22 protein-coding genes and 1 pseudogene are annotated in these 23,059 nt (G+C 72.8%); 14 read left to right on the forward strand and 9 right to left on the reverse strand.

The genetic code is table 11. The annotated features are described in order from the left end of the window. Positions 1-70 precede the first annotated feature (70 nt). From ACGFT2_RS17530 to ACGFT2_RS17540, 3 genes are all read left to right on the forward strand, one after another. Complete coding sequence (locus ACGFT2_RS17530) at positions 71-1,168, forward strand: PP2C family protein-serine/threonine phosphatase (RefSeq protein WP_393278805.1); 1,098 nt, start codon at positions 71-73, stop codon at positions 1,166-1,168. Between the two features lie 293 nt (positions 1,169-1,461). Beyond that, positions 1,462-2,802, forward strand: a complete 1,341-nt coding sequence (locus tag ACGFT2_RS17535; protein ID WP_393278807.1) for a transcriptional regulator — start codon at positions 1,462-1,464, stop codon at positions 2,800-2,802. A 66-nt stretch (positions 2,803-2,868) separates the two neighbouring features. Next, positions 2,869-3,405 (forward strand): NUDIX domain-containing protein, encoded by a 537-nt coding sequence (locus ACGFT2_RS17540; protein WP_393278809.1) that lies wholly within the window; start codon positions 2,869-2,871, stop codon positions 3,403-3,405. Here the strand turns inward: ACGFT2_RS17540 and ACGFT2_RS17545 are convergent. Further along, positions 3,402-3,662 (reverse strand): hypothetical protein, encoded by a 261-nt coding sequence (locus ACGFT2_RS17545; RefSeq protein ID WP_393278811.1) that lies wholly within the window; start codon positions 3,660-3,662, stop codon positions 3,402-3,404. The two genes, ACGFT2_RS17540 and ACGFT2_RS17545, sit on opposite strands and share 4 nt — an antisense overlap. Before the next feature lie 192 nt (positions 3,663-3,854). Beyond that, complete coding sequence (locus tag ACGFT2_RS17550; protein WP_393278813.1) at positions 3,855-4,712, reverse strand: 3-hydroxybutyryl-CoA dehydrogenase; 858 nt, start codon at positions 4,710-4,712, stop codon at positions 3,855-3,857. A gap of 173 nt (positions 4,713-4,885) precedes the next feature. On the opposite strand from ACGFT2_RS17550, the gene ACGFT2_RS17555 reads away from it, so the two are divergent. After that, on the forward strand, positions 4,886-6,112 hold the full coding sequence (locus ACGFT2_RS17555; protein ID WP_393278815.1) for a glycoside hydrolase family 10 protein: 1,227 nt from the start codon (positions 4,886-4,888) through the stop codon (positions 6,110-6,112). An 84-nt stretch (positions 6,113-6,196) separates the two neighbouring features. On the opposite strand, the gene ACGFT2_RS17560 is transcribed toward ACGFT2_RS17555, so the two are convergent. Together ACGFT2_RS17560 and ACGFT2_RS17565 are read right to left on the reverse strand one after the other, a co-directional pair. Continuing rightward, positions 6,197-6,397: a DUF1918 domain-containing protein gene (locus ACGFT2_RS17560; RefSeq protein ID WP_393278817.1), complete on the reverse strand. Its 201-nt coding sequence runs from the start codon at positions 6,395-6,397 to the stop codon at positions 6,197-6,199. 18 nt (positions 6,398-6,415) lie between these two features. Then, positions 6,416-7,339, reverse strand: a complete 924-nt coding sequence (locus ACGFT2_RS17565) for a DMT family transporter (RefSeq protein ID WP_393278819.1) — start codon at positions 7,337-7,339, stop codon at positions 6,416-6,418. Between ACGFT2_RS17565 and ACGFT2_RS17570 the strand changes: the two genes are divergently transcribed. Beyond that, complete coding sequence (locus ACGFT2_RS17570; protein ID WP_393278821.1) at positions 7,338-8,771, forward strand: PLP-dependent aminotransferase family protein; 1,434 nt, start codon at positions 7,338-7,340, stop codon at positions 8,769-8,771. The two genes, ACGFT2_RS17565 and ACGFT2_RS17570, sit on opposite strands and share 2 nt — an antisense overlap. A 329-nt stretch (positions 8,772-9,100) precedes the next feature. Then, on the forward strand, positions 9,101-9,694 hold the full coding sequence (locus ACGFT2_RS17575) for a histidine phosphatase family protein (protein ID WP_393278823.1): 594 nt from the start codon (positions 9,101-9,103) through the stop codon (positions 9,692-9,694). Positions 9,695-9,718: 24 nt separating this feature from the next. Here ACGFT2_RS17575 and ACGFT2_RS17580 read toward each other — a convergent pair whose 3' ends face one another. Next, positions 9,719-10,276 (reverse strand): DUF6314 family protein, encoded by a 558-nt coding sequence (locus ACGFT2_RS17580; RefSeq protein WP_393279211.1) that lies wholly within the window; start codon positions 10,274-10,276, stop codon positions 9,719-9,721. Positions 10,277-10,520: 244 nt separating this feature from the next. Beyond that, a complete protein-coding gene (locus ACGFT2_RS17585; RefSeq protein ID WP_393278825.1) occupies positions 10,521-10,961 on the reverse strand; it encodes a carboxymuconolactone decarboxylase family protein in 441 nt (146 codons plus the stop codon). 307 nt (positions 10,962-11,268) lie between these two features. Here ACGFT2_RS17585 and ACGFT2_RS17590 point away from each other — a divergent pair, with 307 nt between their 5' ends. From ACGFT2_RS17590 to ACGFT2_RS17625, 8 genes are all read left to right on the forward strand, one after another. Continuing rightward, a complete protein-coding gene (locus tag ACGFT2_RS17590; protein WP_393278827.1) occupies positions 11,269-13,842 on the forward strand; it encodes a YfhO family protein in 2,574 nt (857 codons plus the stop codon). A gap of 22 nt (positions 13,843-13,864) precedes the next feature. Next, positions 13,865-14,815 (forward strand): glycosyltransferase family 2 protein, encoded by a 951-nt coding sequence (locus ACGFT2_RS17595; protein WP_393278829.1) that lies wholly within the window; start codon positions 13,865-13,867, stop codon positions 14,813-14,815. Between the two features lie 59 nt (positions 14,816-14,874). Next, positions 14,875-15,270 carry a GtrA family protein gene (locus tag ACGFT2_RS17600; RefSeq protein ID WP_393278831.1) on the forward strand — a complete coding sequence of 132 codons (396 nt, stop codon included), beginning with the start codon at positions 14,875-14,877 and terminating at the stop codon, positions 15,268-15,270. Positions 15,271-15,425: 155 nt separating this feature from the next. Then, positions 15,426-16,454 carry an N-acetyl-gamma-glutamyl-phosphate reductase gene (gene argC / locus ACGFT2_RS17605; RefSeq protein ID WP_393278833.1) on the forward strand — a complete coding sequence of 343 codons (1,029 nt, stop codon included), beginning with the start codon at positions 15,426-15,428 and terminating at the stop codon, positions 16,452-16,454. Further along, positions 16,451-17,602 carry a bifunctional glutamate N-acetyltransferase/amino-acid acetyltransferase ArgJ gene (argJ, locus tag ACGFT2_RS17610; RefSeq protein ID WP_393278835.1) on the forward strand — a complete coding sequence of 384 codons (1,152 nt, stop codon included), beginning with the start codon at positions 16,451-16,453 and terminating at the stop codon, positions 17,600-17,602. Before argC ends, argJ begins: the two co-directional genes overlap by 4 nt. Next, positions 17,599-18,525, forward strand: coding sequence for an acetylglutamate kinase (argB, locus tag ACGFT2_RS17615; protein WP_393278837.1), 927 nt, complete (start codon positions 17,599-17,601; stop codon positions 18,523-18,525). Before argJ ends, argB begins: the two co-directional genes overlap by 4 nt. Next, entirely contained in the window at positions 18,522-19,730 is a 1,209-nt protein-coding gene (locus tag ACGFT2_RS17620; protein ID WP_393278839.1) for an acetylornithine transaminase, read from the forward strand. The genes argB and ACGFT2_RS17620 overlap by 4 nt, the downstream gene beginning before the upstream one ends. 7 nt (positions 19,731-19,737) lie before the next feature. Further along, positions 19,738-20,283 carry an arginine repressor gene (locus ACGFT2_RS17625; protein ID WP_393278841.1) on the forward strand — a complete coding sequence of 182 codons (546 nt, stop codon included), beginning with the start codon at positions 19,738-19,740 and terminating at the stop codon, positions 20,281-20,283. 27 nt (positions 20,284-20,310) lie between these two features. On the opposite strand, the gene ACGFT2_RS17630 is transcribed toward ACGFT2_RS17625, so the two are convergent. The 3 genes and pseudogenes from ACGFT2_RS17630 to ACGFT2_RS17640 form a co-directional block, all read right to left on the reverse strand. Further along, on the reverse strand, positions 20,311-21,114 hold the full coding sequence (locus ACGFT2_RS17630) for an FAD:protein FMN transferase (protein ID WP_393278843.1): 804 nt from the start codon (positions 21,112-21,114) through the stop codon (positions 20,311-20,313). 1 nt (position 21,115) lies between these two features. Continuing rightward, a pseudogene (locus tag ACGFT2_RS17635) lies at positions 21,116-21,565 on the reverse strand (FMN-binding protein); the annotation flags it as partial. Positions 21,566-21,599: 34 nt separating this feature from the next. Further along, positions 21,600-22,982 carry a ferric reductase-like transmembrane domain-containing protein gene (locus tag ACGFT2_RS17640; protein WP_393278845.1) on the reverse strand — a complete coding sequence of 461 codons (1,383 nt, stop codon included), beginning with the start codon at positions 22,980-22,982 and terminating at the stop codon, positions 21,600-21,602. Positions 22,983-23,059: the final 77 nt, after the last annotated feature.

A 23,059-nucleotide genomic window follows, 5' to 3' on the forward strand; every position in this document is an offset into this window, starting at 1 on the left:
TCGACAGAATCGGACCGGCCTTTCGAGGCCGGTCCGTCCGCTGTCGGGGCCCATATGGGGGACCAGAGGCATGATCCGCATCAAGGCACGGGCGCCCACCGCGCGGGCAGCCGTACTGCCCACGGTCTGGGGAGCCGTCGCGGTCGGCTACAAGCTCGGCTGCCCGCTCGCCCAGCAGAACGGGCTCGGCGCCCGGATCGTCACCAGCGCCGTGTTCTTCGCCGTCGGCACGGGCCTGATATTCCAGGTCCGCCGCACGCTCCTGCGAGAGCTGAGGCTCGCCCGCCGGGCGGCACGGGCCGCGCAGAGCGTGGTCCTGCGCCCGCCGCCGCCACGCCTCGACGGGCTGAACGTGGCCGCCGCCCAGCTCTCCGCGGACCGGGGTGCGAGCGTCGGCGGCGACCTGTACGAGGCGATCGGCACCGAGCACGGGGTCCGGGTGGTGATGGGCGACGTGCGCGGGCACGGCCTGTCCGCGCTCGGTACCGCCGCCGCCGTCCTCGGCAGCTTCCGGGAGGCCGCCCACGACGAGCCGGATCTCGGCCGGGTCCTCGGCAGACTGGAGCGCGCCCTGGCCCGGCATCTGCGCGAACGGGCCCGCGCGGAACACCCCGCGCACGGCGGCCAGGACCCGGCCCATCCGGTCGCGGAGGAGTTCGTCACCCTCCTGCTCCTGGAGATCGGCAGGGACGGCGAGCTGCGCACCCTCAACTGCGGTCATCCATGGCCGTATCGCCTGAGCGGCACGGCCGTCGAGCCGCTGGCCCGTACCGACCCGCTGCCACCCCTCGGTCCCTTCCCGCTGCCGCCGGAACCGGAAATCCGGACCTGCGGCCGGCTGCTCCCCGGCGACTCCCTGATCCTCTTCACCGACGGCGCGGAGGACGCGCGGGACGCCAGGGGCCGGTTCTTCCCGCTGCGCGAGGTGCTGCGCACGGCGGTGCGCGATCAGCCGGCCCCTCCCCAGGCGGTCCTGGGCACGGTCTTCACGGCCCTCCTGCGCCACACCGCCGGCCGGCCGGCGGACGACGTGGCGGTGCTCGTCCTGCGCAACGACCGGGGCAGGGCCGGGCGGCCCCGCACGGGGGCGCGGGACGGTGACGCCTGCGGCTCGGCCGCGCGCGCGAGGCCGGCCTCCATGAACAGGCGGCCGACGACACATCTCTGACCTGGCCGGCATCCGACTCCGGCTCCCGGCCCACTGCCGACGCCGGGGACACCGGTCCCCGCGGCCGGCACCGCAACCGCCGTCGAAACCGCCGCCGGCCGGGCCGCCGCGATTCGAGGGGGAACCGGCGGCCCGGACGACCTCTTGCGAGGCACTTCAGTCAACCGAGCCCGACACGTTCCGCGACAGTGCGCGCACGCACCGGATGCGCGTGTTCCGTTCACACCCCGTGTGAAAGCGGACGCACTACGCTGATCGCACCAGGCCACCCAGGCCACTTGGGGGGGCATCCCATGCAGCCCAACACTCTGCTCGACGCCATCCTGGACGAGGCGGGGATCTCGCACGCCGGTCTCGCCGCCCACGTCAATCAGGCGGGCCGCCGGCGGGGCCTCGCGCTCCGCTACGAACACACCGCCGTGGCGCGCTGGTTGAAGGGCCAGCGGCCCCGCGGCCAGGTACCCGACCTGATCTGCGAGGTGCTGGCCGGGCGTCTGCACCGGCCGGTGACGCTGGACGACATCGGTCTCGGAGTGCCGGGCGAGCCGGGTGCCGCGCCGTCCGGCTCCCTGGGCGGGTTCGTGGAGCGGGCCACCGCGCTGTGGCGGTCCGACGAACAGCAGCGGCCCCATGTGCTGGGGGCTCCGGCCGTCACCGGGACACCCGCCGTGATGCCGGTGTGGGAGTGGGAGAACCCGCCGGAGGACGTCGACGTCTCGCGCGGCGGCAGACACCGGGTCACCACGGCCGACATCGAGATGCTGCGCGCCGCCCGTACGCACTACGAGCAGATGTACCGCAAGGCCGGTGGCATCGCGACCCGGACGCGGATCGTCGGTTTCCTCAACGCCGAGGCCGCGCCACTGCTGCGCGGCAGCTACACCGACGCCACGGGCCGTCAACTGCACCGGGCGACCGGCGGGTTGGTCGCGATCGCGGGTATCTGCGCCTACGACTCCGACGCGCACGGACTCGCCCAGCGCTACTTCCACCAGGCGCTCAGGCTGGCAAAGGCCAGCGGTGACCGGGGACTTGGCGCGTACGTGATAGCGCTGCTGGTCAACCAGGCCCTGTTCATGCGGGAGTACCGGCAGGCCGTCGCCTTCGCCGAGGCCGCGCTGCGCGCCGCCGGCAAGCACATCACCCCGGCGCTCGCCTCCGACCTGTACGCGATGCAGGCCAAGGCGTACGCCCACCTCGGCGACTCGGGCAGCGCCCTGTCCTGCATACGGCGCGCCGAGACCGCCGCCGACCGCATCCGGCGCGGGCACGAGCCCGACGAGACGGGGTACGTCCAGCCCGGGCTGGTCAACGTCCAGGTGGCCGAGGCGCTGCTCAGTCTCGGGGAACTGGCGGCCGCCCGGGACCACGCGGCCGCCGCCGTGGACAATCCGGCCCACGACCGGGGGCGGGTGCACCGCCTCGCCATGCTCAGCACCATCGAACTGCGCCAGGGCAATGCCGACAAGGCAGTGGTCACGGCCGTGCAGATGGCCGAGCAGGCGCGCGGGATGGAGTCCCAGCGGCTGCGCGACCGGCTGCGCGCGGTGCGCGAGCATCTGGTGCGCTGCGGCGCGGCCGGCACCGCCGAGGCCGCCGAACTCATCGACGGAGCGCTGCGCGTACCGCTGTAGGCCCACTGTGGGTCGAGCCGCCTCTGCTGCGATATTGCCACTTACTCGGCGGAAGGTGGCAGAACCGTGCAGTGGACGAAACAGAACGAACAAACTGTGTATGAAAACCGCTGGTTCAGCGTCAATCTCGCAGATGTCGAGCTGCCGGACGGCCGGCACCTCGACCACTTCCTGATCCGGCTGCGGCCGGTGGCCGTGGCCACGGTCGTCAACGAGGCCAACGAGGTCCTGCTCCTGTGGCGGCACCGTTTCATCACCGACAGCTGGGGGTGGGAGCTGGCCGCGGGCGTCGTCGAGGACGGCGAGGACGTCGCGGCGGCGGCCGCCAGGGAACTGGAGGAGGAGACCGGCTGGCGGCCGGGGCCCCTGCACCACCTCATGAGCGTGGAGCCGTCCAACGGCCTCACCGACGCCCGGCACCACATCTACTGGTCCGACCGGGGCGAGTACATCGGGCATCCCGTGGACGACTTCGAGTCGGACCGCCGGGAATGGGTCCCCCTCAAACTCGTTCCCGACCTGATCGCCCGTGGGGAGGTCCCGGCCGCCAACATGGCGGCCGCGTTACTCCTGCTGCACCATCTCAGGCTCGCGGAGGGCTAGTGGGCCGACAGCGCCTGCCAGACCGTGACGACGAGCGCGCCCAGCGCCGTGAGCGCGGCCAGTGAGGGCAGCGGCCAGCGGGTGTGCTCGAGGGACACCATGCGACTGTTCAGCTCGTCCAGCTCCTTCGCGGTCTCCTCGGTACGGTGGCTGAGCAGGGCCAGCCCTCCCTCGACGCGGGCGTAGGCCACGTCGAGGCGGCGCCGTAACTCTGCGAGTTCTCCATGGATCACGGGATGCTCCGGATCGGCGGTCACGTGTCCGCTCCCTTCGGTGGTGGTATGGGTGGTTCCGCATCCCTTGCATGCGCATGAAGAGTCAACTCGCCTGGTGGGCGCGTGGGGAGCGTGTGCGATGGGCATATGCGTGCCCGGGGCGCACACGGTGTGTGAAACAGACGGGCCCGGCACCAAGTCGGTGCCGGGCCCGCGAAGCGTCGCTCTTCGTAATCAGTAGCTGTAGAAGCCCGAGGCGGTCTTCCGGCCGAGCCGGCCGGCCTCCACCATGCGCTGCAGCAGCGGGGGAGCGGCGTACAGCGGCTCCTTGTACTCGGCGTACATCGAGTTGGCGATGGAGACGATGGTGTCCAGACCGATCAGGTCGGAGAGCTTGAGCGGACCCATCGGGTGGGCGCAGCCCATCTCCATGCCGTTGTCGATGTCCTCGCGGCTCGCGATGCCCGACTCGAACATCCGGATCGCGGACAGCAGGTAGGGCACGAGCAGCGCGTTGACGACGAAGCCGGAGCGGTCCTGGGCGCGGATGGCGTGCTTGCCGAGCACCTTCTCGGCGAAGACCTGGGCGCGGCTGAGGGTGCCCTCGGAGGTGGTGAGCGCCGGGATCAGCTCGACCAGCTGCTGCACCGGAGCGGGGTTGAAGAAGTGGATGCCGACCACGTGGTCCGGGCGGGAGGTCGTGACGGCCAGCTTCACCAGCGGGATCGAGGAGGTGTTGGAGGCGAGGATCGCGTCCGGGCGGGTCACCACCTGGTCCAGCACCTGGAAGATCTCCGTCTTGACCTGCTCGTTCTCCACGACGGCCTCGATCACGAGGTCACGGTCGGCGAACTCGCCCAGGTCGGTGGTGAAGCTCAGGCGCGCCTGGGTGGCCTCCTGCTCCTCTTCCGTGATCTTGCCGCGCTCCGCGGCCTTGGCCAGGGAGCTGAACAGCCGGGTACGGCCGATCTCCAGGGCCTCGCCGGTGGTCTCGGCGACCTTGACGTCCAGTCCCGCGCGGGCGCACACCTCGGCGATGCCCGCGCCCATCTGGCCGCAGCCCACGACTCCGACGCGCTCGATGTCGGTCACATCGTTCCCTTCGCTGGATTCTCCGGCTCGCTGGCAGACCTCCGGATTTCGGGCGCCTGCTCCGATCGTGCACGTTACCGCCAAGTATCGATGATCGATCGCCCGGGTCGGGGCATCCTTGGGCGCGAAACGATCCGTGATGGAGCGGATCCGGAGTGTGTGGGGACGTGCGGATGAGGCGGATGTCACGGCGGGCCTTCACGCTGGCGGCCCTGGCGGTGCCGGTCACGGCGGCCCGGGGCGCGGCGGCGGCCGGGCCCGCGCCCCGGGCGAGCGCCGAGATGCGGGGCATGTGGCTGGCCACCGTCGGCAACCGGGACTGGCCCTCGCGGCCGGGACTCACGGCGGCCGCGCAGCGCAAGGAGCTGATCGCCCACCTCGACAGGGCGGTGCGCGACCGGCTGAACACGGTGATCTTCCAGGTCCGGCCCACCGCGGACGCCCTGTGGCCGTCACCGTACGAGCCGTGGTCCGAGTACCTCACCGGTACCCAGGGCAGGAACCCCGGCTGGGACCCGCTCGGCACCGCCGTGAAAGAGGCCCACGCCCGCGGCCTGCGGCTGCACGCCTGGTTCAACCCGTACCGGATCGCCGATCACGCCGACCCGTCCCGGCTGGCCGCCTCCCACCCCGCGCGCAAGCACCCCGGCTGGGTGGTGCGCTACGGCGGGCGGCTCTACTACAACCCCGGGCTGCCGGAGGTCCGCTCCTTCGTGCAGCGGGCGATGCTCGACGCGGTCGCCCGGTACCCGGTCGACGCCGTCCACTTCGACGACTACTTCTACCCCTACCCGGTCGCCGGACAGACCTTCGACGACGACGACGCCTACGACCGCTACGGCGGCGCCTTCACCGGCCGGGCCGCCTGGCGGCGGGACAACATCGACAGGCTGGTGCGGGAGACGGCCGCCGGCATCCGGCGGGTCCGGCCCGGCACCCGGTTCGGGATCAGCCCCTTCGGGGTGTGGCGCAACGCCTCGACCGACTCCCGCGGCTCGGACACGCGGGCGGGCGTCCAGACGTACGACGACCTGCACGCGGACACCCGCAAGTGGGTGCGCAGCCACTGGATCGACTACGTCGTCCCGCAGCTGTACTGGCACATCGGCCACGCCACCGCCGACTACGCCGAACTGGCCGCCTGGTGGGCGGGGGTCGCCAAGGGCACCGGAACGCAGCTGTACCTCGGCGAGGCCCTGTACAAGGCGGGCGCGGCCGGTCAGCCTTCGGCCTGGCAGGACCCGGTCGAGCTGTCCCGGCACCTCACTCTCGCCGCCCGCCACCCCGAGGTGCGCGGACACGTCTTCTTCGCCGCCCGGGACGTGGCGGCCGACCCCATCGGGGCGATGGGACGCGTGGTCGCCGATCACTACGGGCGAACGGCGAAACCACCGTGCTGACCTGGGCGCGCTCGGGTCCGGGGCCGGTGCGGCGAGCCTGCGTGCAGGGCGTCGCGCGGCGGACGGGAACCGTTCGGACAGGCCCTACCGCGGCCGCTCCTCCTGGTGGTGCTCGACCTGGCAGTCGGGCCCGGGGGACATGATCGCCTCGTGTCCGTCCTGGAACCGCACGCGGTAGGGCGGATTGCCCTCGTGCCCCAGTACCTCGACGACTTCCGAGACCTGGTCGTGTTGGCCGACCACCCTGCCGTGCTGGACTAGCCGGTCGCCCTTGGATGCGCGCATCTCAGGCCCTCCTCACGATCACGACCGCTGGGTGACGGCGATGCACACGAGCACGGCGACGGCCGTCAGGGGAGCGGCGGCCGTGAAATGCTCGCCCAGCAGCAGCGCCGACCACACCAGTGTGAGCAGCGGCTGAGCCAACTGCAACTGGCTGGCCCTGGGTACGCCGATGGCCGCCATCCCCCGGTACCAGACGACCAGACCGAGGAACTGCGAGCCCAGCGCCACCCACAGCACACCCGCGAGGCCGTGCCCGGTGAGACGCACGGGCTCGTACGCCAGCGCCACCGCGGCGGCCGGCATGCTGAGCGGCAGGCACAGCACCAGCGCCCAGCCGATGACCTGCCAGCCCGGCATGACCCGGGCCAGCCGGCCGCCCTCGGTGTACCCGGCCGCGCACACCACCAGGGCCGCGAAGAGGAAGCCGTCGGCGGGGGTGAGCGCGCCGCCGCTCTGGGCCACCGTGAAGCCGAGCACGGCCACCGCCCCGGCCATGGCCGCCAGCCAGAACCGGCGGGAGGGCCGGCTGCCGGTGCGCAGGGCGGAGCAGGCGGCGGTGGTCAGGGGCAGCAGGCCCACCACCACGGCGGCGTGCGCGGTGGTGGAGGTCTGCAGGGCGAGCGTGGTCAGCATCGGGAAGCCCAGCACCACGCCGAGGGCCACGACGGCGAGCCCCGGCAGATGGCGCCGCTCCGGCAGCCGTACGCGCAGCACCAGGAGACAGCCGCCGGCGACGAGTGCGGCCAGAACGCTGCGCACGGCCACCAGGGACCAGGGCCCGAAGCTCTCCAGCCCCCAGGCCGTGGCGGGGAAGGTCAGGGAGAAGGAGGCGACTCCGAGGGCGGCCAGCCCGGTGCCGAGTGCCCGGTGCTCCCGGGGATGCTCCCGGGGAGTGGTGACCGCTATCGGGGTTTCGGCAGTAGCGCTACTCTGTGTCTCCATGAACCAGAGTAGCAGCGTGGGTGAACTGGCAGAACAGCTTCGAAGGGAACTCCACCGCTACTCACCTGGTGGAAAGCTGCCGTCCAGCCGGGCGTTGGTCGAGCGGTACCGGGTGAGCCCGGTGACCGTCTCGCGGGCCATCGCCCGGCTGGCCGCCGAGGGCCTGGTGGTCACCCGGCCCGGCGCGGGCGCGTTCCGGGCCCGGCCCTACGCGCCTCAGGCCCCGGCCGGGGACACCTCCTGGCAGGAGGTCGCGCTGAGCGCCGACGCCGCCGCCGAACTCGTACCGCGCACCGTGGACGCCGCCGGTGTCACGGTCTCGCTCGCCGCGCCGCCGCCCGGAGTGCTGGAGTTCAACGGCGGCTATCTGCATCCCTCCCTCCAGCCGGAGCGGGCCATGGCGGCGGCCCTGGCCCGGGCCGGGCGGCGGCCTGGCGCCTGGGGGAGACCTCCGCTGGAAGGGCTGGCGGAGCTGCGGGAGTGGTTCGCGCGCGGGATCGGCGGAGCCGTCACGGCGGCCGAGGTGCTGATCGCGGCCGGTGGCCAGGCCGCGCTGGCCACCGCCCTGCGCGCGCTCGCCCCGCCCGGTGCGCCGGTGCTCGTCGAGTCGCCGACCTACCCGGGCATGCTGGCCCTCGCCCGTGCGGCCGGCCTGCGCCCGGTCCCCGTGCCGGTGGACCCCGACGGGGTGCGCCCCGATCTGCTCGCCGACGCCTTCCGGGCCAGCGGCGCCCGGGTCTTCGTCTGTCAGCCGCTGTTCCAGAACCCGACCGGCGCCGTGCTCGCCCCCGGACGGCGGGCCGAGGTGCTGCGCATCGCGCGTGAGGCCGGCGCGTTCGTCGTCGAGGACGACTTCGTCCGGCGCCTGGTGCACGCCGACGCGGGCCCGCTGCCCCGGCCGCTGGCCGCCGACGACCCGGACGGCGTGGTCGTCCACGTCGGTTCGCTGACCAAGGCGACCTCGCCGAGCTTCCGGGTCAGCGCCCTCGCCGCGCACGGCCCGGTGCTGGAACGCCTGCGCGCCATCCAGGTCGTGGACAGCTTCTTCGTCCCCCGGCCGCTGCAGGAGGCCGCCCTGGAGCTGGTCGGCTCACCGGCCTGGCCGCGTCATCTGCGCGCGGTCTCCGCCGGGTTGAAGGAGCGCCGCGACGCCATGACGAGCGCGCTCGCCCGGCGGCTGCCGGAACTCGCCCTCCCGCACGTCCCGTCCGGCGGCTACCACCTCTGGCTGCGTCTCCCCGACGGCACCGACGAGTCCGCGCTGGCCGCCGCCGCCCTGCGCGCCGGCGTCGCCCTCACTCCGGGCCGCCCCTACTTCAGCGCGGAACCCCCGGCCGCCCACCTCCGGCTGAGCTTCGCGGCGGTCGCCGGCACGGGCGAGATCACGGAGGGTGTACGGCGGCTGCGCGCGGCCTGCGACGAGGTGCTGTAGCGCCGGGGGCGAACCGGCAGCCGGCGGCGACGTGCTGCAGCGCCGGTCCGCCTCGTGCAGTCGGCGGCCAGGTGCTGTAGTGCCGGGCCGCCTCGTGCAGCGGCGGCGACGTGCTGCAGCGCCGGTCCGCCTCGTGCGGCCGGGGCGAGGTGGTGCAGCCGGGGCATCCGACAGCCGTGTCGGCTCGGGGTGTACACGACCGCCCCGGCGAACGGTGGAGGCGGAGACCGCCGGGGATGATCGACCCCTTGGGTGACCGTGCGGTCACCACCGGTGACGCACCGGCGGCAGCTCTTGACCTGCGTACCGTCGCGGCTCACCATCACCGCATGCCACTGAGGGTGACGTTCGTCGCCGCCGCGCGCAGTTCCCCGCTGCTCGCCGAGCGTTTCGAGGACGACCGGCCGCTGGACCTGGCCGGCTGGGACGAGGTGCAGCGCGCCGCCGCGGAGCTGCTTCCGCTGGCCGCGGCCGAACTCCGCTACTGCTCGCCGACCCCGCGCAGCCGGGCCACCGGTGACGCGCTCGGATACGCCCCGCTGGTCCAGCTCGCCCTGCGGGACTGCGACATGGGCCGCTGGCGCGGGCTGACGCTGGGCGAGGCGATGGCCCGCGAGCCGGAGGCGGTGGACGCCTGGCTCGCCGACCCGCGTGCCACACCGCACGGCGGCGAGTCCCTGCTGGCCTTCATCTCCCGGGTGGGCGGCTGGCTCGACACCCGGCCGGTGGACGACGCCGGCCGCATCGTCGCGGTCGCCGAGCCGTCCGTCATCCGTGCTGCTCTCGTCTACGCCCTGAAGGCGCCGCCCGCGAGCTACTGGAACATCGACGTCCGCCCGTTGTCCACGACCACCGTGGCCGGCCGGTCGAGCCGCTGGAACCTCCGCCTCGACGGCGCCTGCACACAGCCGTCACGCGCCTAGCCGGTCCCGTCGCGCACCCGGACCTCATGTCCCCGCGTACGTGGCCGGTCCCCCGGAGCCGGCCTCGCGCACCCCGGCCGTCCGCGCCCGGCCGGTCCCGCCGCGCGCGTAGTCGGTGGTGAGGAGCAGGTCCTTCGCCGGGCCCCGGACCCGCCACACCGAGTGCCAGTGGCCGGCGTCGCGGACGGTGAACTCGCCCCGGTAGAGGTCGGCCGCGCAGGGATGGTCGGTCACGTGGTGCCCCGCCGTCAGGTCCAGCGTGTGGAAGGGGCGCCCGTCGGCGAACCGCACGTCCGCCGTTCCCGGCACCGGCCCCGGCAGGAAGCGCAGCGTCCGGGTCGCGGGCCGCGCCACGCCCTGCCAGGTGAAGACGCCGGACTCCTCGTGCAGCAGGCCGCCGCCCTCGAGCGGGCCGAACACGGTGGTCCCCTCGAAGTGCCCCTCGTCCCCGTTCGCCAGATCCCGCACGCTGCGGCGCACCCGCCAGCGCCCCGCCAGATGGGCCAGCACGTCGGCGACGGGCCAGAACCCCTCTCCCGCACGACGGCCGGCGGGCCGGGCAGGATCCGGGGACGGCGGCATCGCATTCATGGCGTCGAGCTTAAGGGGGGCGGCATCAGCCCCCGGTACGCAGGAGGCAGCGGCCGGCGTTCGCCCCCGGTACTCAGAACGCAGCGGCCGGCGTTCGCCACCGTCCTCAGGCAGTGGCCCGCGTTCGCCCCCGCTACTCAGGACGCAGCGGCCGGCGTTCGCCACCGTCCTCAGGCAGTGGCCCGCGTTCGCCCCCGCTACTCAGGACGCAGCGGCTGGCGTTCGCCACCCGTCCTCAGGAGGCCGCGGCCCCGGTCTGCGGCGCCGACTCCTGCGTGAGCGGCAGCAGTCCGCGCTCGGTGAAGACCTTCTTCGCGACGAAGGTGGCGTTGAGCGCCTTGGGGAAGCCGCAGTAACCGGCCGAGTGCAGCAGCGCCTCCACGATCTGCTCCGGGGTGAGACCCACGTTCAGCGCCGCGTTGACGTGCACCTCCAGCTGCGGTTCGCAGCCGCCCAGCGCGGTCAGCATGCCGAGGGTCACCAGCTGGCGGTCGCGGGGCTCGAGCTGCGGCCGGGCGTAGATCTCGCCGAAGCCCCAGGAGACGATCTGATGCCCCAGTTCGGGGCTGATGTCGGCGAGCGAGTCGATGACCCGCTGTCCCGCCTCGCCGTCGACGCGGCGCAGCACCTCCAGGCCATGTGCGAAGCGCTCCTCACGTGTGGTGCTCTCGTTCATGTCGGCTCGTCCGTCCTCGGGTGATCGGTCTCGTGGCCCGGCCGCTGTCCACCGGCCGTGACCTGAACCGTAGGAGTTGGAGTGCGCTCAAGGTCAAGCGCCCGGGCACACCGCCCGTGCGGGCGATTCACCTCGGCATCACCTTCCGGAAAACCTTGGTTTCCCCGAACACCGGGGAATTCATAATTCGTTTACCAAATTCGGAAGGATGCACCTCACTTTTCCGTGAGTGGACAACCATTCGGAATGTGCCCCCGTCTAAGACGGCGAAATCCATGAAGTGAATTCGCTGGGGGCCTGCCGATCAATGGAACGCTCGACCTCGTCCGGTGGGTCCCGCACGCGGGCCGCCGCGCTGCTCGCCGCGGCCGTCACGATCGCGGCGTTCTGCGCCGCCGACGTCCTCGCGCGCAGCTATCCCTTCGGCCCCCGCACCCGCAGCGTCAACGACCTGGGCAACCAGTACGTGCCCTTCCACGCGCACCTGTGGGACCTGCTGCACGGCAGGGCCGACGGGGGCCTCCTGGTCAACTGGCAGTCCGGCTACGGCTCCAGCTTCCTGCCCGACCTCGGCACCTATCTCGGCAGCCCGTTCGCCCTGCTCGTCGCCCTGTTCCCCAGGGACCGGATCGACCTCGCGGTGTACGCCGTCACCGCCCTGAAGACCGCGTCGGCCGCCGCCGCGATGGCCTGGCTGCTGCTCGGCCTGCGCCCCGGCCGCTGGTGGGCGGCGGGCCTGCTCGGCGCGTCGTACGCACTGTGCGGCTGGAGTGTCGCCGACGCCTCCTACAACCCGATGTGGCTCGACGGACTGATCGCCCTGCCGCTGCTGTGCCTGGTCGGCGAGTGGGCGCTCGCCGACCGCCGCCGGGTGCTCGGCGTCCTGATCGTCGCCCTCGCCTGGACCGCCAACTTCTACACCGCCTACATGGCCACCCTGGGCGCCGGGCTGGTGCTGCTGCTGCGCCTGGTGCTGGCCCGCCCGCCGCGCCGGCAGGCACTCGTCGCGGCCGGCCGCGCCGTCCTCACCGTCGCCCTGGGCGTGGGCCTGGCCGCCCCGCTCGTGACGGTCGTCTACTTCGGCACCAAGCACGCCTACCCGGGCCGCGTACGGCGGTTCGCGCCCGTGCCGGGCGAGGACGTGGCGGCACGGCTGCTGCCGGCGACGTACGGCTTCGGCTCCCCGGCGCTCTACGTCGGCGTCACCGCCCTGCTGCTCGCTCTCGCGCTGCCCTTCCACCGGGCCGTCCCCGTCCGCGTGCGCGCGGGCTGGACGGCACTGGTGCTCGCGGTCGCCCTGTCGCTGCAGTGGGCGCCCACCCACCTCGTCTGGCACGCCTTCGCCACCCCGCAGGGCAGCCCCTACCGGCAGGCCTTCGTGCTGTGCGGACTGCTGGTCATCGCGGCCTGGCACGCCCTCGCGTACGGCCCGCCCGACCGGCGCGCCCTCGGTGCCGCGACCGCGCTGCTCGCCCTGATCGCCGCCGTCGCCGCCCGCAGCGAGCTGATCGGGCCGTACACCTGGACCGTGTTCCTGCTCGCCCTCGCGGGAACGCTGGGCGGGCTCCTGCTGCTGGGCCGCACCGGCCGGCGCGGTGCGCTCGCCGGACTGGCCGTCGCCCTCCTGCTGGGCGCCCAGTTCGGGGAGACGGCGGCGACCTCCGCCGTGGCCACCCGGCTCCGGCTGGGGCACCTGGACGACTACGAGCCCTGGGGGCAGCGCCAGGACCGGCAGACGGCGGCGGTCGCCGAGGCCGACGGCTGGCCCGCGTACCGCACCGACCCCGGCCGTGAGCAGACCGTCGCCAACGACCCGATGCTGGTCGGCGGCCAGGGCGCCCAGTACTACAGCAGCCTGACCTCGGACGTCCTCAGCCGCACCCTCACCGCCCTCGGCGGCGGCTGGACCTCGCGCGGCCGCAGCGTGCAGAGCCTGGACAACGCCGTCACCGACGTCCTCTTCTCCGTCGGCGCCCGGGTGCACAACCCGCCGGACCCGCACCAGAAGTACCTGCCGCCAAACGGTGGGCCGGTGTCCGTGTCCCGGCAGGACGTGCCGCCCCTGGTGACGGTCCGGGCCTCGCCCGGCACCGCGTCCTTCGGCCCGTCGCCGTACCGCAACCAGGAACTGCTGCTCGGCAGCCGCGTCTACACCGTGCCCGGCCGGGTCGTGCGCGACGACGCCGGGCAGCCGGTCCCGGCGGGCCGGGTCGGCACCGGGAACGCGAAGGCCAGGCCGACGATCACGGCCCGCTGTCCGGCCGGGACCCAGGTGAACCTGTGGGCCCCGGACTACTCCGGCACCGCACGGCTCGCCGGCACCAGGGCCCCCGCCGCCCGGTTCCGCTTCGAGTTCCCGCGCAACCGCGCCGCCATGGAACCGCTCGGCATCACACCGGCCTCCGGGCTGCTGACCGTCGAGCTGTCCCCGGAGCGGCCCGGCCGGATCCCGGCCGGCGCCCTCGGCTGCCTGGACACCGGGCGGCTGCACGCCGCCGCCGCCCGCCTGAAGGCCACCGGCGCCACCCGGGTGAGCGTCTCCGACGGCACCGTTCGGGCCGAGCTGCCCGCCGGCAGCAAGGGGATCGCGGTCGTCGCCGCGCCCCGCATCGCCGGCTGGCGGTGCGCCGCCGGGGACGGCCCCGCCCGGCCCGCCGAGGACTACCACGGCCTGCTCGCCGTCCCCCTCGACGCCGGCTCGACCAGCCTGACCTGCACCTTCCATCCACCCGGCCTGCGGCTCGGCGGATACGCGGGGGCCGCCTCGCTCGCCGCCCTGGTGCTGCTCACCACCCTGACCGCCGTCCGCCGCAGACGCCGCGCCCCGGCGCCGCCCACCACCACGTCACCGCGCGAGCGCCGTGTGACCACCGCTTCCTGACCGCGCCCTGGGGGGACCCATCATGCTGATATCGATCGTCGCGCCCTGCTACAACGAGGAAGACGTCATAGACCGCTTCCACAAGGAGATCCAGAAGGTCGCCGACGAACTGCTGCCGCTCGGCCACGACATGGAGTTCGTGTACGTCGACGACGGCAGCCGCGACCGCACCCTCGCCGCCCTGAAGCACCTCGCCGACCTCGACCCGCGGGTGCGCTACGTCTCCTTCAGCCGCAACTTCGGCAAGGAGGCCGCCCTGCTCGCGGGCCTCCGGCACGCCTCGGGCGACTCGGTGATCGTGATGGACGCCGACCTGCAGCACCCGCCGGCCCTGATCAAGCGCATGGTGGCGCTGCGGGAGCAGGGCCACGACCAGGTCATCGCCCGGCGCAGCCGCACCGGCGACCGCTTCGCCCGGACCCTCACCGCCCGCCTGTACTACCGGGTCATCAACCGCCTCGTCGACGTCGAACTCGTGGACGGCGTGGGCGACTTCCGCCTGCTGTCCCGCCGTGTGGTGGACGCCGTCCTGAACCTCACGGAGTACAACCGCTTCTCCAAGGGCCTGTTCGCCTGGGTGGGCTTCCCGAGCACCACCTTCGAGTACGAGAACGTCACGCGTGAGGCCGGCCGCAGCTCCTGGTCCTTCCGCAGCCTGCTCAACTACGGCCTCGACGGCCTGCTCTCGTTCAACAACCGCCCGCTGCGCGCCGCTCTCTGGCTCGGCGTCAGCCTGCTGCTGTGCGCCGGGCTGTACACGGCCTGGATCGTGGGCGCGGCACTGGCCCACGGGGTCCAGACCCCCGGCTATGTGACCATCATCACCGCGGTCACCGCCCTCGCGGGCGTCCAGATGGTCATGCTGGGAGTCATCGGGGAGTACACCGGCCGCATCTACTACGAGGTGAAGGGGCGCCCGCACTTCCTGGTGAAGGCGACCAACGTGGAACGGACGAAGGACCTCATCCCCTGATGTCGAGACAGACGCGGCGAGAGACGCCGGGACAGATGCCGCGAGAGACGCCGAGGCGGATGCCGAGGCAGATCCTCACCTTCGCCGCGGTCGGCGCCGTCAACACGGGGACCTATTACGTTCTCTACCTGTTGTTCCTGACCCGGCTTCCCTATCTCGCCGCGCATACGACGGCATTCCTGCTCAGCATGATCGGATCCTTTTTCCTGAACGCGCGCTTCACCTACCGCACGCGGCCGACCTGGCGGAAATTCCTGCTGTTCCCGCTGACCAACGTCACCAATTTCCTGATCACCACGGTGGGTGTGTACGTGATCGTCGACGTCCTCCACGCCGGCAGCCGTTTCGCCCCGCTGATCGCCTCCGCGGCGGCGATCCCGGTGACCTTCGTGGTGTCCCGCTGGGTCATGCTGCCGACGGCGGACGCCGTACCGGAGGCCGCCATGCACCGGTGAGCGACCGGTCGGCCGCCCAGGGCGCGGCACTTCGCGACCCCCTGGGCGGTGATCCCGCGGACCCGCACCGAAGCGGCATCCGGGCGTCCGGCACAGGGCTCATTGCATAAAAGTGCAGCGAAACGTATAGTCATGCCATCCAGAGGAGGGTGGACATGGCGGTACGTGCGGCGGTGGCCGGAGCGAGCGGATACGCGGGCGGAGAACTCCTGCGCCTGCTCCTCGCGCATCCCGAGATCGAGATCGGTGCCCTGACCGGCAACTCCAACGCCGGGCAGCGGCTGGGCGCGCTCCAGCCCCATCTGCTGCCGCTGGCCGACCGCGTCCTGACCGCCACCACGGCTCAGGCCCTCGCCGGACACGACGTGGTCTTCCTGGCGCTGCCGCACGGGCAGTCCGCCGCCGTCGCCGAGCAGCTGGGCCCGGACGTCCTCGTGATCGACATGGGCGCCGACTTCCGGCTCGAGGACCCGGCCGACTGGCAGACCTTCTACGGCTCCCCGCACGCCGGCACCTGGCCCTACGGCCTCCCCGAGCTTCCGGGTGCCCGCGCCCGGCTCACGGGCGCCAAGCGCATCGCGGTGCCCGGTTGCTACCCGACCGCCGTCTCCCTCGCCCTGTTCCCGGCCTATGCGGCGCGGCTCGCCGAGCCCGAGGCGGTGATCGTCGCCGCGTCCGGCACCTCCGGCGCGGGCAAGGCGCCCAAGCCCCACCTGCTCGGCAGCGAGGTGATGGGCTCGATGTCGCCGTACGGCGTCGGCGGCGGCCACCGGCACACGCCCGAGATGATCCAGAACCTGAGCGCGGTGGCGGGGGAGCGGATCTCCGTCTCCTTCACGCCCACCCTGGCGCCGATGCCCCGCGGCATCCTCGCCACGTGCAGCGCCAAGGCCGCCGGCCCGGTGACGGGCGAGTCCCTGCGCGCCGCCTACGGCAAGGCCTACGCCGACGAGCCCTTCGTCCATCTGCTCCCCGAGGGGCAGTGGCCCGCCACCGCGTCCGTCCACGGTTCCAACGCCGTTCAGGTGCAGGTCGCGTACGACGCAGCCGCGGGCCGCATCATCGCGATCGGCGCCATCGACAACCTGACCAAGGGCACCGCCGGCGGTGCCGTCCAGAGCATGAACATCGCCCTGGGTCTCGACGAGACCACCGGGCTCTCCACGATCGGAGTCGCACCGTGAGCGTCACGGCAGCCAAGGGATTCACGGCGGCGGGCATCGCCGCCGGGATCAAGGACAACGGCAACCCCGACCTGGCCCTCGTGGTCAACGACGGGCCCCGCCGTGCCGCCGCGGGCGTCTTCACCTCCAACCGTGTGAAGGCCGCGCCGGTGCTCTGGTCCGAGCAGGTCCTGAAGGGCGGCCAGGTCTCGGCCGTCGTCCTGAACTCCGGCGGCGCCAACGCCTGTACCGGCCCCCAGGGCTTCCAGGACACCCACACGACCGCCGAACGCACGGCCGAGGTGCTCGGCCGGGGCGCCATCGAGGTCGCCGTCTGCTCCACCGGTCTCATCGGCGTCCTGCTCCCGATGGACAAGCTGCTCCAGGGGGTGGAGACGGCCGCGGCCCAGCTCTCCGAGCACGGCGGCGAGAAGGCCGCCATCGCCATCAAGACCACCGACACCGTCCACAAGACCGCCGTGGCGACCGGGGACGGCTGGACGGTCGGCGGCATGGCCAAGGGCGCGGGCATGCTCGCACCCGGCCTCGCCACCATGCTGGTCGTCCTCACCACCGACGCCGACCTCGGTGACGAGGTGCTGGACAAGGCCCTGCGCGCCGCCACCAGGGTCACCTTCGACCGCCTCGACTCCGACGGCTGCATGTCCACCAACGACACCGTGCTGCTGCTGGCCTCCGGCGCCTCCGGCGTCACCCCGGAGTACGACGCGTTCGCCGAGGCCGTGCGGAAGGTCTGCGACGACCTCGGCCGGCAGCTCATCGGTGACGCCGAGGGAGCCGGCAAGGACATCAAGATCGAGGTGATCAACGCGGCCGACGAGGACGACGCCGTCGAGGTGGGCCGCTCCATCGCCCGCAACAACCTCCTGAAGTGCGCGATCCACGGCGAGGACCCCAACTGGGGCCGCGTGCTGTCCGCGATCGGCACCACTCGGGCCGCCTTCGAGCCGGACCGGCTCAACGTCGCCATCAACGGTGTGTGGGTGTGCAAGAACGGTTCCGTCGGCGAGGACCGCGAGCTGGTCGACATGCGCTATCGCGAGGTCCACATCGTCGCCGACCTCGCCGCGGGCTCCGAGACCGCGACCATCTGGACCAACGATCTGACCGCCGACTACGTCCACGAGAACAGCGCCTACTCCTCATGAGCGACTCCAGCACCAGCGGCACCACACGGAAACACACGGCCCTGCCCAAGGCGCAGATCCTCATCGAGGCGCTGCCCTGGCTGACCCGGCACAACGGCAAGATCGTCGTCATCAAGTTCGGCGGCAACGCCATGGTGAACGAGGAACTGAAGAGCGCCTTCGCCCAGGACGTCGTCTTCCTGCGGCAGGCCGGCCTCAAGCCGGTCGTCGTGCACGGCGGAGGCCCCCAGATCAGCGCCGCCCTGGACCGGCACGGCATCGTCAGCGAGTTCAGGGCGGGCCTGCGCGTCACCACCGAGGACGCCATGGACGTCGTACGGATGGTCCTCGCCGGGCAGGTGCAACGCGAGCTGGTCGGCCTGCTCAACCGGCACGGCCCGCTCGCCGTCGGCCTGACCGGCGAGGACGCCCACACCATCACCGCCACCAGGCACCGGCCCGAGATCGACGGCGAACGTGTCGACATCGGGCGGGTCGGCGAGATCACCGCGATCGACACGGGAGCGATCGAGGCCCTGCTGGCCGACGGCCGCATCCCGGTCGTGTCGTCGATCGCCCGTTCCGAGGACGACGGACATGTCTACAACGTCAATGCTGATACGGCGGCTGCGGCACTCGCTGCGGCACTGGGCGCCGAAACCCTCATGGTCCTCACCGACGTCGAGGGCCTCTACGAGGACTGGCCGCACTCCGACGAGGTGATCAGCCGCCTCACCGCATCCCAGCTGGAGAAACTGCTGCCGGAGCTGTCCTCCGGCATGGTGCCGAAGATGGAGGGCTGCCTGCACGCCGTGCGCGGCGGGGTGACCACCGCCCGCGTCATCGACGGCCGGGTGCAGCACTCGATCCTGCTGGAGATCTTCACCGACGAGGGCATCGGCACCATGGTCGTGCCCGACGAAGCCGAGGGGGAGCCGTCATGACGGGTACCGCGACCAACGCAGAGCTGACCGCGCGGTGGCAGAGCGCGCTCATGGACAACTACGGCACCCCGCGCCTGCCCCTCGTGCGCGGTGCGGGCACGAAGGTGTGGGACGCCGAGGGGCGGGAGTACCTCGACCTCGTCGGCGGCATCGCGACCAACGCCCTCGGCCACGCCCACCCGGCGATCGTCGAGGCCGTCGGCGGGCAGATCGCCTCCCTCGGGCACATCTCCAACTTCTTCATGGCCGAGCCCACCGTCGCCCTCGCCGAACGGCTGCTGCGGCTGGCCGGCCGCGAGGGCAGGGTCTTCTTCTGCAACTCCGGCGCCGAGGCCAACGAGGCCGCGTTCAAGATCGGCCGGCTGACCGGGCGCACCCACATGGTCGCCACCGAAGGCGGCTTCCACGGCCGCACCATGGGCGCCCTCGCGCTCACCGGCCAGCCCGGCAAGCAGATCCCCTTCCAGCCGCTGCCCGGCGACGTCACCCACGTCCCCTACGGCGACGCCCAGGCGCTGGCCGCGGCCGTCACCGAGGAGACCGCACTCGTCGTCCTCGAACCGGTCCAGGGCGAGAACGGCGTGATCGTGCCGCCGGCCGGATACCTCAAGGCGGCTCGCGCCATCACCGCCGCGACCGGCGCCCTGCTGGTCCTCGACGAGGTGCAGACCGGCATCGGCCGCACCGGCAACTGGTTCGAGTACCAGGCGCACGAGGGCGTGCTGCCCGACGTCGTCACCCTCGCCAAGCAACTCGGCGGCGGACTGCCGCTCGGCGCCACCATGGCCTTCGGCCGCGCCGCCGAACTCCTGCGGCCCGGACAGCACGGCACGACCTTCGGCGGCAACCCGGTCGCCTGCGCCGCCGGACTCGCCGTACTGGACACCATCGACCGCGAAGGTCTGCTGGACAACGTCAAGCGGCAGAGCGCCGCGCTGCGCGACGGGATCGAGGCGCTGGGCCACCCGCTGATCGATCACGTCCGGGGCGCGGGCCTGCTCCTGGGTATGGTGCTCACCGGGCCGCACGCGTCACAGGTGCAGCAGGCGGCCCAGGAGGCCGGGTTCCTGGTGAACGCGCCCGCCCCCGACGTCGTACGGCTCATGCCGCCGCTGAACCTCCACGACGACGAGGTGGGTGCGCTGCTCCAGGCGCTGCCCGGCATCCTTGACGCGGCCGACGGGGACGGACGATCCGGGGAATGAGACGACGATGAGCCAGGCGCAGGACCATGAGCAGGCGGCGGGCGCCGGGCCCGCCGTGCCGCAGACCCGCACCGCGCGCCACCGCCGGATCGTGGACATCCTCAACCGGCAGCCGGTGCGCTCGCAGAGCCAGCTGGCGAAGCTGCTCGCCGACGACGGGCTGAGCGTTACCCAGGCGACGCTCTCCCGGGACCTCGACGAGCTGAACGCGGTGAAGATCCGCAACACCGACGGCGACCTGATCTACGCGGTACCGAGCGAGGGCGGCTTCCGCACCCCGCGCGCGCCGCTCGGCGGGTCGGCGAAGGAGGAGCGGATGCGGCGGCTGTCCCAGGAGCTGCTGATCTCCGCCGAGGCGTCGGCGAACCTGGTGGTCCTGCGTACGCCGCCGGGCGCGGCCCAGTTCCTCGCCTCGGCCATCGACCAGGCCGAGCTGCACGACATCCTCGGCACCATCGCCGGCGACGACACGCTCCTGCTGATCAGCCGGGACCCGACCGGGGGCCAGTCCCTGGCGGACCACCTGCTCCGCCTGGCCCAGAACGGCCACTGAACCCTCCGCCACGGGGCGGGGCAGGCGTCAGCCCAGCCTCGCCGCCAAGCCCCCCGTGCACCGCACCTCGTCGCCCGCCGTGATCAGCAGGGCCTCCACCTCCGGCAGCGACTCCAGCCAGGCGAGGCCCGCTCGTGACCCCATCGCGAAGGCCGCCGTCGCCCAGCAGTCCACCCAGGTCAGCCGAGGCCCCACCACGGTCACCGAGACGAGGTCGGTGACCGGGGGCCGCCCCGTGCGCGGATCCAGGATGTGGTCGCCGCGCTCCGCCGTCCCGGACGTCGCCACGGACAGCTCCGCCACGCCCGCCGACGAGACCACCGCCGCGAGGCCCCCGGGTCGGAGCGGATCGGCCACGCCCACCCGCCACGGCCGCTGCGGCTCCGGCGCGCCGAGCATCTGGACGTCCCCGCCCCCGTTGACGCTGACCCCGCGCACCCCGTCGACCGCCGCCAGCAGCCGCGCCGCCCGCTCGGCCGCCCAGCCCTTGACGATGCCCGTGGGGTCCACCGAGCCCCGGTACCGGGCGCTGAACCAGCCGTCGCTCAGCCGCTCGGCCTCGGCCGCCAGCGCCAGCACCTCGGCCACCTCGGGAGCGCACCGCGGCACGGTGAGTTCGCCCCGGGCCAGCCGCGCGACCTCGCTGTCCTCGCGGTAGGTGCTGAACAGCGCGTCCGTACGGTGCAGCCCGGCGACGGCGGTGGTGAGCGCGGCCCGCACCGCGCCCGGTTCCCCGCCGCGCACGTCGAAGGAGAAGACGGTCCCCATCACCTCCTCCGCATGACGTATCGCGGCGGGAGCCTCGGCCGGCCCGGTCACCGTCTCAGCCACCGGCCCGGTCCAGCGCCGACTGCAGTGACTGCTTGTAGCCGGTACTGGTGTAGGTGGCCCCGGACACCGCGTCGATCTGCGCGCTCTGCGCGGCCACGGCCTCCTGGTTGAGCTTCGGGACGGCGAGCCGGGTCTTCTGGTCGCTGGTACCGCCCTTGGGGGCCTGGACCGCCTCCGCCTTGGTGATCTTCCCGTCGCTGACCGTCAGCCGCACCTGCACGGCCCCGTACTGCGTCTGCGCCACGTCACCGGTCACCGTGCCGGAGCCGGTGGGCTTCTGCGCGCCGCCCTGCGGGGTCTCCTGCCCGGTCGCCGGCTGCTGCCGGGCCGAGCCCGCCGCCGACGCCGAGACCGGGTCGGACGCCGGCTTGAGCGACAGCAGCAGCACGACACCGGACACGGTCGCGGCGGTGGCCAGCACGACCCGCCGTATGGGGTGGCTCTTCCTCATGGGTGGGTAGCTCCCGCTCTCTCGTCGCTGCCGCTCACATCTCGAACGACTCGTGATGGATGCGGCGGGCGGGGACTCCCGCGCCGCGCAGTGCCTCGTACACCGACTGCGCGAACCCCGGCGGGCCGCACATGAAGACGTCGTGGTGGTCGATGTCCGGTATCTTCCGCTGGAGGTTCTCCGCGGAGATGTCCGGCCGCTCGCCCTCCGGGCTGTTGACGGCGTACATCAGCCGGGCGCCCCGCTCCTTGGCGATGGCCGCCAGTTCGTCCCACAGCGCCAGGTCCTGGGTGGTGTTGGCCCGGTAGAGCAGCGTGATGTCTCCGGCCGCCCCGGGCAACGTCTCGAACAGCGCCCGCATCGGCGTGATCCCCACACCCCCCGCGACCAGCAGCACCTTGCCCCGGCTGCGGCGCTGCGCGGTCAGCGCCCCGTACGGGCCCTCGGCCCACACCCTGGTGCCGGGCGTCAGCTCCCGCAGCCGGGCGCTGTGGTCGCCGATCGACTTCACGGTGATCCGCAGCAGACCGGGCCGGGGCGCCGCCGACAGCGAGTACGGGTGCGAGCTGAAGCGCATGCCGGGCGCCAGGAAGCGCCAGCGGAAGAACTGGCCCGCCTCCGCGCCGATCCGGTGCAGCCTGCGCCCGCTGATCAGCACCGACACGATGCCCGGGGTCTCCTCGACGACCGCCTCCACCCGCATCCGGTGCCGGAGGTTCAGCCGGACGGGGGTCAGCACCCGGTACCAGATCAGGAGCGCGGTGACCGCGCCGTACAGCGCGTACCAGAAGGTCTTGGCGGTGGGCTCGACCGCGAAGTCGTTGCCGGCGGCGATCTGGTGCCAGAACGTCAGGAACACCGCCGCGTAGGTGAGCAGGTGGACGTGGTACCAGGTGTCGTAGGGCAGGCGGCGGCGGATCCCGCCCACCGACGTCAGCCCGATCAGCACGAACAGGCCCGTGCCGATCGCGGCCTTGCCCATGTCCGGCAGCTGCTCGACGGAGTCGACGGTCTGCCGGACGATGTCGCCGAGCGACCTGCCCGCCTGGAGGGCGTACCCCCACATGGTGAGAAAGACGTGCGCGACGATCAGGCAGAGCGTGTACCGGCCGCTCATCGCGTGCCAGCGGGCCACCCGGTCGGAGCCGACGCGCCGTTCCAGCGCGGGTACGCGCGCCATCTGGAGTACGACCAGGGCCATCAGATAGCCGGCCAGCAGGCCGGTGATCCGGCCCGCGTTCAGGATCCTGCCGTCGTCGCCTGCGATCGAGGGTGTGTTGTGCCACCAGAGCCACAGCACGCCCGCGGCCCCCGCCCAGACCGCCAGCAGCAGCGGAACGGCCGGGGAGCGGCGCGGGCGGATGCGGCGCATCGTCTGGCGGCGGGCGGCACGTCCGCCTGCGAGCGTGGTGGTCACGGTTCCTCCGTCGGGACTTGACCCTTGGCCCACAGATACGTCGCAGGTCCGCCGAGTGTTCAGTGGCGGACGGTGCG

The sequence above is a fragment of the Streptomyces sp. NPDC048514 genome (assembly GCF_043199955.1).
Classification (GTDB): domain Bacteria; phylum Actinomycetota; class Actinomycetes; order Streptomycetales; family Streptomycetaceae; genus Streptomyces.